Below are 14,594 nucleotides of genomic sequence, written 5' to 3'. Positions count from 1 at the left end.
GCATGACGACCACTGCATCCCACCTGTTGCCCAACGGGCTGGACCTCGAGGGCGCCCGTGCCGAAGCCGCCCGGGCCTATGAGCTCGACCGGGCGCACGTCTTCCACTCATGGTCGGCGCAGGCGCAGATCAAGCCGATGACGATCGTCGCCTCGGAGGGGTCCTACGTCTGGGACGGCGACGGCAACAAGCTGCTCGACTTCTCCTCGCAGCTGGTGTTCACCAACATCGGTCACCAGCATCCGAAGGTTGTCGCCGCGATCGCCGAGCAGGCGGCCAAGCTCTGCACGATCGCGCCGCAGCACGCCAACGCGGCCCGCTCCGAAGCGGCGCGGCTGATCGCCGAGCGCACCCCTGGCGACCTGAACCATGTGTTCTTCACCAACGGCGGCGCCGACGCCGTCGAGCACGCCGTGCGGATGGCGCGCCTGCGCACCGGCCGCTACAAGGTGCTCTCCCGCTACCGCTCGTACCACGGCGGCACCGATACCGCGATCAACCTGACCGGTGACCCGCGGCGCTACCCGAACGACTACGCCAGCTCCGGTGTCGTGCACTTCAACGGGCCGTTTCTGTACCGGTCGTCGTTCTTCGCCGAGAACGAACAGCAGGAATCCGAACGCGCCCTGGACTACCTCGAGCGGCTGATCGCCCACGAGGGGCCGGCCTCGATCGCCGCGATCATCCTGGAATCGGTGCCGGGTACCGCCGGCATCATGGTGCCCCCGCCCGGATACCTGGCCGGCGTGCGGGAGATCTGTGATCGCCACGGCATCGTGTTCATCGCCGACGAGGTGATGGCGGGCTTCGGTCGGACCGGAAAGTGGTTCGCAATCCAGAACTTTGACGTGGTTCCGGACCTGATGACCTTCGCCAAGGGCGTGACGTCGGGTTACGTGCCCCTGGGCGGCGTGGCCATCAACGACGCGATCTACTCGACGTTTGCCGAGCGTGCCTACCCGGGCGGGCTGACCTACTCGGGGCACCCGCTTGCCTGTGGTGCGGCGGTCGCGACGATCAACGCGATGGAAGACGAGGGCATGGTGGACAACGCCGCCCGGCTGGGCGAGCAGGTGCTCGGCCCGGGTCTGCGCGAGCTGGCGGCCCGCCACCCGTCGGTCGGCGAGGTCCGTGGACTGGGTGTGTTCTGGGCCATCGAGCTGGTGGCCAATCCGCAGACCCGTGAACCGCTGGCACCCTACGGCGGCTCGAGCCCCGCGATGAACGACGTGCTGGCCGCCTGTAAGGCCGGCGGTCTGCTGCCGTTCGCCAACTTCAACCGGATCCACGCGGTCCCGGCATGCAACATCAGCGACGCGCAGGTGGCTGAGGGCCTGGCCATCCTGGACAAGGCGCTGGATGTCGCCGACGGGTTTGTGACCGGCTGAGAGCAGGCCCGGCGGCCTAGTAGGGCGTGGTGTGCTGGGTCAGCACGAACAGCATCCACCCCAGGCACAGCAGCACGTTGATCGCGATGAGGATCGTGACGACGAGAATGAACCCGCGTACGCACATGCGTTGTGCGCGGCCGCGTTTGGATCGGCGTTTCTCGCTGAGCAGGGCCGTCGCGGTCAGCGCAAAGCTGACGTCGACGAGTTCGTCGTCGGTGGCAGTGCCGCCCATCGCGATCTGTTGCAGTCGTTCCGGCGGAATCCCGACCCCGACGCCGGCGAAGTCGCGGCTCATCCGTTTGAGCTGTCGCGGGCTGGTCGTCTGGGCGCTGGGCAGCCGTGGATCGGACCAACCTGTCATAACTTTTGGACTGTAATGCGGCCGCTGCGGCGCCGCGCGCGAAACGCCGAGCGCGGCCTCACAGCCCCGGCTGGTCGTCGATGATGCCGAGCCAGATCTGGGCGACGTCGATGGCGACCTTCTCGCTGATGAAGGCGTGCTGGGTGCCGGTGTAGATATCGCGGAACGCGCGCTCGAGACGGCTGCCCTCCCGGATCGACGTGGTGCCCGCCGCCAGGTGCGCCCATTCGGCGGCCTCGCGTGCGATGTCGGTGGCATACACGGCGGCCACGCGCATGTCGGCGCGCAGGGCCGGGGTGAGATCGTTCCCGGCGGCCACCGCGGCCTCGGCGGTGCCGAACGCGTCCAGCACCAGCAGCCGCGCCGCCCGCCACGCCGCGACGTGGTGGGCCAGGCCCTTCTGGAACGTCGGCCGGCTGGCGAGCGAGGCCATATCGCTCATCCGGAACTTGGTGGCCGCCAGCTCCTCGACATCGTCGAGCATGCTCTTGGCGACCCCGAGCGCCCACGACGCGTGGCCGGCCGCCGTCACCGGCATCAGGCCCATCCGGGTGGCCGGTGAGCTCCCCCGGTACGGCACGTGAGAGAACAGCGGGAACGTCCGGCCGGACGGCACGAACACATCCTCGACGCCGTAGTCGTAGGAGCCGGTTCCCTTGAGCCCCTGAACATGCCAGCCGTCCTTGAACACGATCTCGTCGCGCGGGATGACGGCCACCTGCATGTCGGGCAGTCCGCCGGGGCCCATCACCGGCTGGCCGTCCACCATCGGGAAGAACCCGGCGCAGACGTACTCCGAATGGCCGGTGCCCGAGCCGAAACTCCACGAGCCGGTCAGCCGGTAACCACCGTCGACCTTCGCGCCCTGGCCGTTGGGGAAGAACTGGCCGCCCATCGTCACGCGGTTGTCGTTGGCGGTGAACACCTCGGCGAAACCCTCGTCGGGCAGGTAGGCGCCGGCGGCGAACGACGACGGCAGGTTGGCGATCCCGATCCAGCCGAACGACCCGTCCTGCCAGGCCATCTCGATCCAGGTTTCGATCATCTCGGCGAACGACGGCTCGACACCGCCGGCCGCGACGGGGTTGAACGACGACATCAGACCACTGGCCCACATCTCGTCGACCACCGCCGGGGCGATGGTGCGCAGCTGCTCGGATTCACCGGCCTGCGCCACCACCAGCTCGCGCATTCCGCGCGCCAAGCCGGCGAGCTGGTCGCCCGATTGCACTGTCGACGTCATTGTCATTTCCGATCTTGCGGTGGCCGCAACGCAGGGCAGTGAACAACTTCGAGAAACTGTATAGCGCTGGCTCGATCGGCGATGACGGTTTACCAAACCACCTCGGCGGTCATCGGCGTGCGCGCCGTTCGTCCGGGCGCCGACTGGTGCGACCAGTAGAGGTTGGTATGGGCGATCACCTGCACCGGTGGCGGCGCACCCCACTGCGACAGGTCCTCGGTGGTGTGTGCGTCGGCCACCAGGGTGACGTCGTACCCGCGCGTGAACCCGCCGTGAATCGTCGACCGGACGCACTGATCGGTCTGGGCCCCGACCACCACCAGATGCCCGACTCCGAGCTCGGCGAGCGTCGGCTCCAAGGTGGTGTCTTCAAAGGCGTCGCCGTAGTTCTTGGCCACCAGGGCTTCGCCGTCGGCGGGCACCAGTTCGGCCACGATGCGCCACCCTTCGCTTCCCGTCGGCAGATCGGCGTCGGCGTGCTGGATCCAGACGACCGGAACCCCGCTTCGGCGCGCACCGTCCACCAGCCCGGCGATCTTCGCCACGACCCGGTCGCGGGCGTGGGCGCGGGCCACGACGTCGTTCTGCACGTCGACAACCAGGAGCGCGGTGTTCGGCCGGTTCGCGAGTGTGGTCATGCCCGCGATCGTAGAGATTGCTCGGCGCGCGGCGCACACGTTGATGCGCGATAGTTCACGGGAGCGACTCGTTGCCCTCGCCTTGCCGAAATACGGCGGTGTCAGACTTCGTGTCCTCGTGGCGGATCGAGAAGCGGTCTGGGAGCAGGAGTAGACAATGACGGATGTCGTGAACAACGTCCCGGGTGACGTCGCCGGCGAGACGCGACCGCACGAGCACAGCCGCACCGGGCTTTCCGCGGACGCGCTGCACCGCGCGATCGCCGACCACCTGGCCTACTCCATCGCCCGGCCGCCCAGCGTGCTGACCCCCGAGCACTACTACCGGGCACTGTCCCTGGCGGTGCGCGACCGCATGCAGCAGCGATGGATGGCCACCACCCAGGATCTGTTGCACGGCCCCGCGAAAGTGACGTGCTACTTGTCCGCCGAATTCCTGATGGGACCGCAACTCGGCAACAACCTGCTCAACCTGCGCATCGAGGCGCAAGCGCGCGAAGCCCTGGCGGCCCTCGGTCAAGACCTCGACGTGATCCTGGCCTGCGAGGAGGAACCCGGCCTCGGCAACGGTGGCCTGGGCCGGCTGGCCGCCTGCTATCTGGACTCGATGGCCACGCTCCAGCGGCCCTCGATCGGGTACGGAATCCGCTACGAGTTCGGCATTTTCGACCAGGAGATCCAGGACGGCTGGCAGGTCGAGAAGACCGACAACTGGCTGGTCGCCGGAAACCCGTGGGAGATCGACAAGTCCGACGCGAGCTACCTGGTCAACTGGGGCGGCCACACCGAGCAGTACGAGGACGTCGCGGGCAACCATCGGGTCCGCTGGATCCCCCGGCGGGTGATCAAGGGCGTCTCGTATGACACCCCCATCCAGGGCTACGGCGTGAACACCTGCAACACGCTGACCCTGTGGAGCGCCCGGTCGGTGTCGTCCTTCGCGCTCGACGCGTTCAACACCGGCGACTTCTACAAGGCCGTCGAGGACGAGGTGCTCTCGGAGAAGATCTCCAAGGTCCTCTACCCCAACGACGAGCCCGAAGCGGGCAAGCGGCTGCGGCTGCAGCAGCAGTACTTCTTCGTCAGCTCCTCGCTGCAGGACATCCTTCGCATCCACACCGAGCGGGCCCGGCTGCCCTTGAGCGCCCTGCCCGACAAGTGGGCCATCCAGCTCAACGACACCCACCCGTCGATCGCGGTCGCCGAACTGATGCGCCTGCTGATCGACGAACACCATATGAGCTGGGACGAAGCGTGGGAGATCACCGTCGCCACGTTCGCCTACACCAACCACACGCTGCTACCCGAGGCGCTCGAGACCTGGCCGCTGGGGATTTTCGGCGAATCCCTGCCCCGGCACCTGGAAATCATCTACGAGATCAACAACCGCTTCCTCGACGAGGTGCGTGCGGTGTTCCCCGGCGACGAGGAGCGCGTCGCGCGGATGTCGCTGATCGGCGAGGACGGCGGCAAGAGCGTGCGGATGGCACACCTGGCCACAGTCGGTAGCCACGCCGTCAACGGCGTGGCAGAGCTTCACTCCGAACTGCTGAAAGCCAGTGTGCTGAAAGACTTCTACGAGATGTGGCCGGAGCGGTTCGGCAACGTGACCAACGGGGTCACCCCGCGGCGCTTCCTGGCACTGTCCAATCCGGGGCTGCGGACCCTGCTCGACGAGACCGTCGGCGACGGCTGGCTGACCGACCTGGAGCAGCTGCGCCAATTGGAGTCCTATGTGGACGACCCCGCCTTCCGGGAGCGCTGGCGAAACATGAAGCGTGCCAACAAGAGTCGACTCGCGGAGTATGTCCATTCCACGACCGGGATCGAATTGGACCCGACCTGGATGTTCGACGTCCAGGTCAAGCGCATCCACGAATACAAGCGCCAGCACCTCAACGTGCTGCACATCATCACGCTGTACAACCGGCTCAAGCGCAACCCCGGCTTCGCGATCGCGCCGCGCGCGTTCATCTTCGGCGGCAAGGCCGCACCCGGCTACTTCATCGCCAAGCGGATGATCAGGCTGATCACCGCCGTCGGCGCCACCGTCAACAACGATCCCGACGTCAACCGCTTCATGCGCGTGGTTTTCCTGCCCAACTTCAACGTCAAGAACGCCCACCTGATCTATCCGGCGGCCAACCTCTCCGAGCAGATCTCCACCGCGGGCAAGGAAGCCTCGGGCACAGGCAACATGAAGTTCATGATCAATGGCGCGTTGACGATCGGGACGCTCGACGGCGCCAATGTCGAGATTCGTGAGGAAGCCGGCCCCGAGAACTTCTTCCTGTTCGGCCTCACGGTCGATGAGGTGGAGCAACTCAAGGCCGACGGCTATCGGCCGACCAGTTTCGTCGAGCGCGACCCCGAACTGGCCGAAGTTCTCGAACTGATCGTCGATGGCACCTTCACCCACGGCGACACCGAAGTGCTGCGGCCGCTGGTCGACAACCTGCTTCACCACGACCCGTTCCTGGTGCTCGCCGACTACCGCTCCTACGTGGACTGCCAGGCACGGGTCAGTGCCGCCTGGCAGGACTCCGATGCCTGGTCGCGGATGTCGATTCTCAACGCCGCCCGCAGCGGCAAGTTCTCCTCGGATCGGGCGATCGCTGAATACTCCGACGAGATCTGGCATGTCGGGGCGATGCCGGTGAAGCTGTAACTCGGCGATACTGTCGGGCGTGCCTGCGGACGGCTTCGGCGAACACCGCGAGGTAAACCGCGCGCTGTGGGACGAGCGCGCCCCGGCGCACGCCAGTTCGCCCGACTACGCGGTCGAGAAGCTGATCGGCGACCCCGCTGCCTTGTCGGAGGTGGTGCGGTTCGATCTGCCCCGGCTCGGCGACATCACCGGCGCGCGGGCCGTGCATCTGCAATGCCACATCGGCACGGACACCATGTCGCTGGCCCGGCTCGGCGCACGCATGACGGGCCTGGACTTCTCCCCGGCATCGATCTCCATCGCCCGCGGGATCGCCGCGCGGGCCGGACTCGACGTCGACTATGTCGTGTCCGATGTGTACAGCGCCGCAAGCGTTCTCGGTCAGGGCGGTTTCGACCTGGTGTACACCGGCGTGGGGGCGTTGGTATGGCTCCCCGATGTGGCGCGCTGGGCCCGGGTAGTCGCGGATCTGCTCCGGCCGGGCGGTCGGCTGTTCCTGCGTGAGGGCCACCCGGTGTTGTGGGCGGTCGACGAGCAGCGCACCGACGTGATCACGCTCGGTTACCCGTACTTCGAACACGCCGAGCCGATGAGGTTCGACGCATCCGAGACGTATGTGCAGACCGACGCCGTCTTCGCGACGACCGAATCGCGGGAGTGGAACCACGGCGTGGGCGAGATCATCACCGCACTGCTGGATACCGGTCTGCGACTGACGATGTTCGTCGAACATGACTCGGTGCCCTGGGAGGCGTTACCGGGGCGCATGCACACCGGCGACGACGGTGAGTGGCGACTCGACGAGTACGGCGACCGGCTGCCGCTGAGTTACACGCTGCAGGCGGTCAAACCGTAGAGTGCCCGTGTGGCCGGGCCCTCGATTGCGCGCATCCCGATGGAGATCCGCAAGGCCGCCACCGTCATCGCGATCGCGATCGTGTTGGCGTCGAGCTTCGCCGCCGCCTACACCGTCGCGCTTGGCCGTCCCTCCCCGCGCAACCTTCCGGTCGGGGTGGTCGGCTCGACGGCTGTCACGGCGCCGTTCGTGGCTGCGTTGCACAAGAATTCCGGCGAGTTCGACGTCCATCAGTACGCAACCCGCGACGAAGCCGTCACCGCCATCAACCAGCAGCGCATCATCGCCGCCATCGATGCCACGGCATCGAGGCCGGAGTTGCTGCTGTCGAGTGCCAGCGACCCGTCGGGTACCCGCGCACTGATTCAGCTCGACCAGACCCAGCCCGGACCGTTCATCCTGCCGATCGTCGACCTGCATCCGCTGCCGCCGTCGGATCCGGCCGGGCTGGCCACGTTCTATCTCGTCATCGCCGCCACGATCTTGGGCTTCATCACGATGTTCCAGCTGCGGGCCAACGTCAAGACGCTGAACTTGCGGCGCTGGCTGGCCTGCCTGGCGGCGCTCGCCGTCGTCGGTGGGTTGGCGTTGTCGGCCGTCACCGGGCCGGTCCTCGGCGCGCTGAGCACACCGTTCCCCCAGTTGTGGCTGCTGACCTCGATACAGATCGCAATCGCCGCGTCGTTCAACTCGGCCATGCTGGTGCTGATCCACCGCTGGGCCATCATTCCCACCTGGCTGGTGTTCATCCTGCTGGGCAACACCTCGTCCGGCGGTGCGGTGTCGGCCTCGCTGTTGCCCCAGCCGTTCGCGTTCTTCAATCACGCGCTGCCCAGCGGCGCGACGGTGTCGGCGATCCATGCGGCGACCTACTTCCCGCACAACCAGCGACCGCTGCCGTTCATCGTGCTCGCCGTGTGGCTGGTGGGCAGCCTGGTCGCGGCGGTCGTCGCGTCGCGTGCGCTGCATCGCTCTCCGGCGCAGTGAAGTCCTACTCTGGGTGGATGATCCCTGCCGGCCGCATCACCTCGATCTGGCGCTATCCGGTGAAATCGATGCTCGGCGAGCAGCTCGCCGAGGCGGAGATCGACGAGCTCGGTCTGCACGCCGACCGCACGTGGGCCGTTCGCGACGTCGAACTCGACGCGACCACCAGCGCCAAGCGGCTGCCCGGTCTGCTCTGGCTCACGGCGCGCTACGCGCAGGCACCGCCACCGGACGCCGGACCGGGCAACGCCCCGGAAGTCGTCATCACTTTCCCCGACGGCACCGAGGTCACCAGCTCCGATCCCGTTGTCCATCAAGCACTCTCGCGCTACCTCGACCGGGAGGTCGAACTTCGGCCACTGCCGCCGATCGATCGCCGTGACCAATACCGTGGGCCGATGGCCACGAAAACGGACCTGCGGACCGTCTTCGGCCTCGAGGACGGCGAACCGCTGCCCGACCTGTCGATGTTCCCGGTCCGCAAGCTCGCCGAGATCAGCCGCTACGCCACGCCCGTGGGCAGCTACGTCGACGCCTACCCGATCCACATCATCACCGAGCAGAGCCTGGCCGCCATGGCCGCGCTGGCGCCGGATTCCGATTTCGACGTCCGGCGATTCCGCCCGACGATCGTCGTCGACTCCCCCGGCGCATCGCCGCATCCGGAGTGGGACTGGTGCGGCGGCACGCTGCACGCACCGCGCGCCGAACTGCAGCCGCTGATCCCCACCATCCGCTGCGTCATGCCGTCCCACGAACAGCCCGAACTCAAGCGGGACAAGGAGATCACCCGCACCATCGCCGCCCATTCACGACGCTGCCTCGGTGCCTACGGCAACATCACCCGAGCCGGTCGGATCACCGAAGGTGATGCGCTGCAACTGGATCCGCCGAATCGATCCACTCTCGGTGCCACCGCCGGATCTGGTGCGGCGAAAATGAAACGGGCCGTCATGCGGGCGGTGTCCGCGGCCATGCCGACCGGAAAGAGGAATTGACCATGCGACATGTCGTCGGTGTAGTGGGCGTGCTGGTCACGCTGTTCGGATTGCTGTTCACGCTGCAGGGTTTTGGCGCGGTCCAGGGCAGCCCGATGAGCAACACCACGACGTGGTCGGTGCTCGGGCCGATCATCGCGCTGATCGGAATCGGCCTGGCCGTCGCGGCGTGGCGTCCGCGACGTTGAGCGGAGCGAGTCAGAACGCCGCCGTCTCGCCCGGTGGCTGCGCCGCTTTCTAGAGAAGCTCTCGCGCGGCACTCAGGCGCCGCCGCCACCAGGTGATCCGTTCGGGATCGTCGAGTGCGAACTCCGCAACGCGTTCGGCGTCGGGGCCAGGCGCCGACGGGGCCACCGGTAGATAACCCTCGACCGGGGTCAGGACCCGGCCCGGCGACACCACATCGCCGACCAGTGCCGCGGCGGTCCCGAGCCCACAGGCGAAGGAGACCTCAGGCAGCGCACCGGCCAGCGCCAGTCCCCCGGCCAGCCCCATGCTGGTTTCCGACGCCCCGACCGCCGCCGACACCACGCACGGCAGATCGATGCGTTCGGCGAACCGCAACGCCCGCCGCACACCGCCGAGCGGGCCGACTGTCAGGACCGCGATATCGGCGATCTCCGGCAGCCCCGGCCCGTCGGCTCCGAGGGTCGATACGTCGGCCGCCACCCGCACATCGACCCGGCGACGCAGGGCCGCCAACTCCGCCGTCGTCGCACACGGCTGCTGCACGAACTCCAGCCCGGCAGCCGCCCGGTCCAGCTCCGGAATCAGCTCGGCCGCGGTATCGACGTCCCAGGCTGTTTCGACCACACAGCGGATCGAGCCGGAGGTGCCCAGCGCCGCGCGAACGGCCTCCAGACGGGACAGATCGCCGGGTTGCCCGGTGACGCGCACATCCGCCGCTCCGCACCCGCTGCCTGCGGCGATCTCGCTCGCCACCTGCGGGTCCACCGCGGGGATCGCCACTGCCACGGCGACCCGGCCGCGAACCGGATCGGGCCAGCCGACCGTGCCGCCCTCGATGGCCGACGTCAGCCAGCGCGCCGCCATCAGGTCGTCGCTCGCGCGCGGCGGGCTGAACTCACCCCACCCTTGCGGGCCTTCGATGAGCATCCCCTCGCAAGCGGGGAAGCCGGGATAGTCCTCGCGTGCCGGGATCGCGAAAACCCGTGCGCGGTCGAAATCGATCAGTGCCTTCACCGGACTACGAGTTAGACCCCGCCGGCGACCAGTGGGCCAGCATCTCCGCGAAGGTCTCGAAGGCCGGCCGGGACATGCCGTAGGTGGCTTCGAAATGAATGCTCAACGGGAACCCGAGATCGGCGACGCCGTCGACGACCCGCTTGTAGAGGTCGACCAGCAGGCGCCGCTTGACCGCCGGGTCGCTGTCGGCGAGCTGACGCACGAAATCCTGCTCGGCTGCGACGGCCGCATTGCCCGGATCCTGGATCAGCCAATTGATCAGGCCCACCCGGGTCTCGACCTTCGGCACGAAGCCGAACGAGAGCAGGATCTCCGGGCGGTAGTCGGTGGTGGCGGCGAACTCGGTCAAAAACCCGACGATCGCGTCGGAGTACAGCAGTTGCGTCATGCCATAGGTGGCGCCGCGGCCGCATTTGAAGCCGAACCGGCCGGCTTCCTCGGCGCGGGTCGGGATCAGGATCGCGCCCCGGTTGGGGACGAGGCCGGAAAAGATCGTCAGCGCGTCGGTGGGCGCGACGCCCGCGCCCTCACCGTCGTTCATCGTGCGGGGAACACCCACGAAGGCAACGCCTTCCATGCCCGCGTCCAACAGGGCGGTCAGCCGGCTGACCAAGGTCGGCTCGTCCATGAACGCGGTGACCTGGGTGCACAGGCCGCGGATACCAGGCAGTACCGGCGAGATGCGCGACCAGTAGTCGAGCACGTCGAGCTTGGGCTTCATCTCGATCGGGCGGTCGCCGTCCTCCTCGATCATCCCGGGAATCATCACGTGGCCGATCCGGCCGTCGAGGCCGGTCTCCGAGGACAGCAGCACGACCTTGTGCGCCTCCTCCAGGACCTCGTCCGGGGTGCGATCGGTATTGGGCGGCACGAGTTCGAGCGCGACGGTGTTGAGGGGCACGAAACTGCTCCTGACGAGACGACTGGATCCCCGGTTCGAGCCGGGATGGCCGCCGGACGCGATCCGCCGATCACCATACAGAAAGCCCGGTCGGCGGCTCACGTCGCGCCGAGAGCGCGGCGCGCAAAGCGCGTTGCGCACAGCCGTGAGAGGGTAACTTTCGGTTGGTACCGCGACTATGTGCGTACGCGTTCGAGGGGTCAGCGATGAGGGGTCGGAATCGAATCCGGGCGATGTGTCTGGTGGCGTCGGCCGCTGCCGGCGTCATGGTGTTCACCGCGTGCGGAGCCGAGAGTCAGGAGCCGGCTTCTACCACGACCACCGGACCCTCGCTCTCGCCGACCAGCAAGGGCTCGTTGCCCGGCGGGAACAGCTTCAGCCCGGGACCGGTGACCCCGATGAACCCCACTGTGAACCCGAGCAATCAGCCGACTAAAAACCCCTGACCAGCGTTTTCGGATATGGTTTCGGTCAACTCTTGACTGATTCCAGAAAAGGGACGACGATCTCACCGTGACCTCGATGTCGGATATCGCCGACCAGCTGCGGACAGCGCAGCTGCGGGTGACCAGGCCCCGCGTTGCGGTACTCGAGGCGGTGCACGCCCACCCGCACGCCGACACCGACACGATCTTCGGGGCCGTCCGCGCTGGCCTTCCCGATGTCTCGCGCCAGGCGGTCTACGACGTGCTGCACGCGCTGACCGCCGCAGGTCTGGTGCGGCGCATCCAGCCGTCGGGCTCAGTGGCCCGCTATGAATCCCGCGTCGGCGACAACCACCATCACGTCGTCTGCCGCTCCTGCGGTGTCATCGGCGACGTCGACTGCGCGGTCGGCGAGGCACCGTGTTTGACGCCGTCCGATCACAACGGTTTCGTCCTCGACGAGGCCGAGGTCGTCTATTGGGGCCTGTGTCCCGACTGCACGACGAAAGAACCTTCTTGATCACGCCAGTGATCACAGCCCAAATCACCAATGAGATATGGAATGGAAAGGTAAAAAGTGTCCGAGAGCGAAAATCCGGTCATCGACGCGCCGACGCCGAAAGCGCATGCGCCGCTGACCAACCAGGACTGGTGGCCGGATCAGGTCGACGTCTCCAAGCTGCATCCGCACTCGCCGTACTCCAACCCGCTCGGTGACGATTTCGACTACGCCGCCGAGTTCGCCAAGCTCGATCCCGAGGCGCTCAAGGCCGATGTGCTCTCGGTGATCACCACCTCGCAGGACTGGTGGCCCGCCGACTACGGCAGCTACGCCGGCCTGTTCATCCGGATGAGCTGGCACGCCGCAGGCACCTACCGGATCTTCGATGGACGCGGTGGCGGCGGGCAGGGCATGCAGCGCTTCGCCCCGCTGAACAGCTGGCCGGACAACGCCAACCTGGACAAGGCCCGTCGGCTGCTGTGGCCGGTGAAGAAGAAGTACGGCAACAAGATCTCCTGGGCCGACCTGCTGGTGTTCGCAGGCAACGTCGCACTGGAATCGGCCGGCTTCAAGACCTTCGGCTTCGGTTTCGGCCGCCCCGACGTCTGGGAGCCCGAGGAGATCCTCTTCGGTGAAGAAGGCGAGTGGTTGGGCACCGACAAGCGCTACTCCGGTGAGCGCGACCTGGCCCAGCCGTACGGCGCCACCACGATGGGTCTGATCTACGTCAATCCTGAAGGGCCCGAAGGTAATCCAGATCCGATCAAGGCCGCCGTCGACATCAAGGAGACGTTCGGCCGGATGGCGATGAACGTCGAGGAGACCGCCGCGCTGATCGTCGGTGGCCACACGCTGGGCAAGACCCACGGTGCCGGCTCCGACGAGGGTATGGGCCCCGAGCCCGAGGGTGCCCCGATCGAGCAGCAGGGCCTGGGCTGGAAGTGCCCGTTCGGTTCCGGCAAGGCCGGCGACACCGTCACCAGCGGTCTCGAGGTCGTCTGGACCCCCACGCCGACCAAGTGGAGCAACTCGTTCCTGGAGATCCTCTACGGCTACGAGTGGGAGCTGGTCAAGAGCCCGGCCGGTGCGTGGCAGTTCCAGGCCAAGGACGCCGAGGCGATCATTCCCGATCCCTTCGGCGGTCCGAACCGCAAGCCCACGATGCTGGTCACCGACGTCTCGATGCGTGAGGATCCGGAGTTCGGTGCGATCACGCGTCGCTGGCTCGATCATCCCGAGGAGCTCAACGAGGCGTTTGCCAAGGCCTGGTACAAGCTGCTGCACCGCGACCTCGGTCCGATCAGCCGCTACCTCGGGCCGTGGGTTGCCGAGCCACAGCTGTGGCAGGATCCGGTTCCCGCCGCCACAGGTGCGCTGATCGACGACGCTGACGCCGCCAAGATCAAGAGCGCAGTTCTGGCTGCGGGCCTGTCGGTGCCGCAGTTGGTCAAGACCGCGTGGGCGTCCGCGTCGAGCTACCGCAACACCGACAAGCGCGGCGGCGCCAATGGCGCGCGGCTGCGGTTGGAGCCGCAGAAGAGCTGGGAGGCCAACGAGCCGTCCGAGCTCGGCAAGGTGCTGCCGGTCTTGGAGAAGATCCAGGCCGACTTCAATGCCGCCGGCGGCAACCAGGTTTCGCTGGCCGACGTCATCGTGCTCGCGGGCAATGCCGCGATCGAGAAGGCCGCCAAGGACGGCGGCGTCGAGATCACGGTGCCGTTCACCGCGGGCCGCGGCGACGCCACCCAGGAAGACACCGATGTCGAGTCGTTCGCGGTGCTCGAGCCGCGGGCCGACGGCTTCCGCAACTACGCGCGGGCCGGCGAGAAGGCTCCCCTGGAGCAACTCCTGATCGAGAAGGCCTCTCTCGTGGGTGTGACCGGACCGGAGTTGACCGCGCTCATCGGCGGCCTGCGGGTGCTCGGTGCCAACCACGGTGGCAGCAAGCACGGCGTGTTCACCGACCGGGTCGGCGTGCTGTCGACCGACTTCTTCACCAACCTCCTCGACATGGGCACGGTGTGGAAGCCGTCGGAAAGCTCCGAGAACGTCTACGAAGGCACTGACCGCGCGACGGGTGCGGCCAAGTGGACGGCGACCGCTGCCGACCTGGTGTTCGGCTCGAACTCGGTGCTGCGTGCAGTGGCCGAGGTCTACGCCCAGGACGACAACAAGGAGAGGTTCGTCAAGGACTTCGTCGCGGCCTGGGCCAAGGTGTCCAACGCCGATCGGTTCGACGTCTAAAGGATCAGCAGTAAGCGAAACCCCGCGGGCGTGCGCCCGCGGGGTTTTCGTTGTACGCCCAGCATGGGCATTCGCTTGGAGGTGTGAGTCCTCTGGAGGTGAAGGTGGTTTAACTCCGAGTCGATGGCAACTGCGTCACTGTGAGGTGGGGTGGGAAGGAAGCCGGAGACGAAG

The 14,594-nt window shown here is 67.2% G+C and carries 14 protein-coding genes; 8 read left to right on the top strand and 6 right to left on the bottom strand.

The genetic code is table 11. The annotated features are described in order from the left end of the window. Positions 1 to 2: 2 nt before the first annotated feature. Complete coding sequence (locus HPC46_RS21675; protein WP_179473726.1) at positions 3 to 1,388, top strand: aspartate aminotransferase family protein; 1,386 nt, start codon at positions 3 to 5, stop codon at positions 1,386 to 1,388. Positions 1,389 to 1,404: 16 nt separating this feature from the next. Here HPC46_RS21675 and HPC46_RS21670 read toward each other — a convergent pair whose 3' ends face one another. The 3 genes from HPC46_RS21670 to HPC46_RS21660 form a co-directional block, all read right to left on the bottom strand. After that, positions 1,405 to 1,752 carry a hypothetical protein gene (locus tag HPC46_RS21670; protein ID WP_179473724.1) on the bottom strand — a complete coding sequence of 116 codons (348 nt, stop codon included), beginning with the start codon at positions 1,750 to 1,752 and terminating at the stop codon, positions 1,405 to 1,407. Positions 1,753 to 1,810: 58 nt separating this feature from the next. After that, positions 1,811 to 2,995, bottom strand: a complete 1,185-nt coding sequence (locus HPC46_RS21665; RefSeq protein ID WP_179473722.1) for an acyl-CoA dehydrogenase family protein — start codon at positions 2,993 to 2,995, stop codon at positions 1,811 to 1,813. Positions 2,996 to 3,084: 89 nt separating this feature from the next. Further along, positions 3,085 to 3,633: a cysteine hydrolase family protein gene (locus HPC46_RS21660; protein ID WP_179473720.1), complete on the bottom strand. Its 549-nt coding sequence runs from the start codon at positions 3,631 to 3,633 to the stop codon at positions 3,085 to 3,087. Between the two features lie 157 nt (positions 3,634 to 3,790). Here HPC46_RS21660 and HPC46_RS21655 point away from each other — a divergent pair, with 157 nt between their 5' ends. Genes HPC46_RS21655 through HPC46_RS21635 form a run of 5 tightly spaced genes read left to right on the top strand, consistent with a single transcriptional unit; the run spans position 3,791 to position 9,330 of the window. Beyond that, positions 3,791 to 6,301 (top strand): glycogen/starch/alpha-glucan phosphorylase, encoded by a 2,511-nt coding sequence (locus HPC46_RS21655; RefSeq protein WP_179473719.1) that lies wholly within the window; start codon positions 3,791 to 3,793, stop codon positions 6,299 to 6,301. Between the two features lie 19 nt (positions 6,302 to 6,320). Continuing rightward, positions 6,321 to 7,157, top strand: a complete 837-nt coding sequence (locus tag HPC46_RS21650; RefSeq protein WP_179473717.1) for a class I SAM-dependent methyltransferase — start codon at positions 6,321 to 6,323, stop codon at positions 7,155 to 7,157. Between the two features lie 9 nt (positions 7,158 to 7,166). Continuing rightward, the gene (locus HPC46_RS21645) at positions 7,167 to 8,144 is read left to right on the top strand and encodes a DUF3533 domain-containing protein (protein WP_325096726.1); all 978 of its coding nucleotides are present in this window, start codon (positions 7,167 to 7,169) and stop codon (positions 8,142 to 8,144) included. A 17-nt stretch (positions 8,145 to 8,161) separates the two neighbouring features. Next, complete coding sequence (locus tag HPC46_RS21640) at positions 8,162 to 9,142, top strand: MOSC domain-containing protein (protein WP_179473715.1); 981 nt, start codon at positions 8,162 to 8,164, stop codon at positions 9,140 to 9,142. A 2-nt stretch (positions 9,143 to 9,144) separates the two neighbouring features. Continuing rightward, positions 9,145 to 9,330: a hypothetical protein gene (locus HPC46_RS21635; RefSeq protein ID WP_179473713.1), complete on the top strand. Its 186-nt coding sequence runs from the start codon at positions 9,145 to 9,147 to the stop codon at positions 9,328 to 9,330. Between the two features lie 49 nt (positions 9,331 to 9,379). Here the strand turns inward: HPC46_RS21635 and HPC46_RS21630 are convergent, their stop codons facing one another. The 3 genes from HPC46_RS21630 to HPC46_RS35580 form a co-directional block, all read right to left on the bottom strand. Then, a complete protein-coding gene (locus HPC46_RS21630) occupies positions 9,380 to 10,345 on the bottom strand; it encodes an enolase C-terminal domain-like protein (protein WP_179473710.1) in 966 nt (321 codons plus the stop codon). Positions 10,346 to 10,349: 4 nt separating this feature from the next. Next, entirely contained in the window at positions 10,350 to 11,249 is a 900-nt protein-coding gene (locus HPC46_RS21625) for a mycobacterial-type methylenetetrahydrofolate reductase (RefSeq protein ID WP_179473708.1), read from the bottom strand. A 295-nt stretch (positions 11,250 to 11,544) separates the two neighbouring features. Further along, on the bottom strand, positions 11,545 to 11,673 hold the full coding sequence (locus tag HPC46_RS35580; protein WP_267909936.1) for a hypothetical protein: 129 nt from the start codon (positions 11,671 to 11,673) through the stop codon (positions 11,545 to 11,547). 98 nt (positions 11,674 to 11,771) lie between these two features. Between HPC46_RS35580 and HPC46_RS21620 the strand changes: the two genes are divergently transcribed. Both HPC46_RS21620 and katG read left to right on the top strand, forming a co-directional pair. Continuing rightward, positions 11,772 to 12,194 (top strand): Fur family transcriptional regulator, encoded by a 423-nt coding sequence (locus tag HPC46_RS21620; protein WP_218894512.1) that lies wholly within the window; start codon positions 11,772 to 11,774, stop codon positions 12,192 to 12,194. A 57-nt stretch (positions 12,195 to 12,251) separates the two neighbouring features. Then, entirely contained in the window at positions 12,252 to 14,420 is a 2,169-nt protein-coding gene (gene katG / locus HPC46_RS21615; protein WP_179473704.1) for a catalase/peroxidase HPI, read from the top strand. The last annotated feature ends 174 nt before the right edge of the window (positions 14,421 to 14,594 follow it).

The sequence above is a fragment of the Mycolicibacterium vinylchloridicum genome, assembly GCF_013404075.1.
GTDB lineage: Bacteria > Actinomycetota > Actinomycetes > Mycobacteriales > Mycobacteriaceae > Mycobacterium > Mycobacterium vinylchloridicum.
Note: the sequence above shows the minus strand (reverse complement) of the source record. Positions and strands in the feature narration are given on the sequence as shown.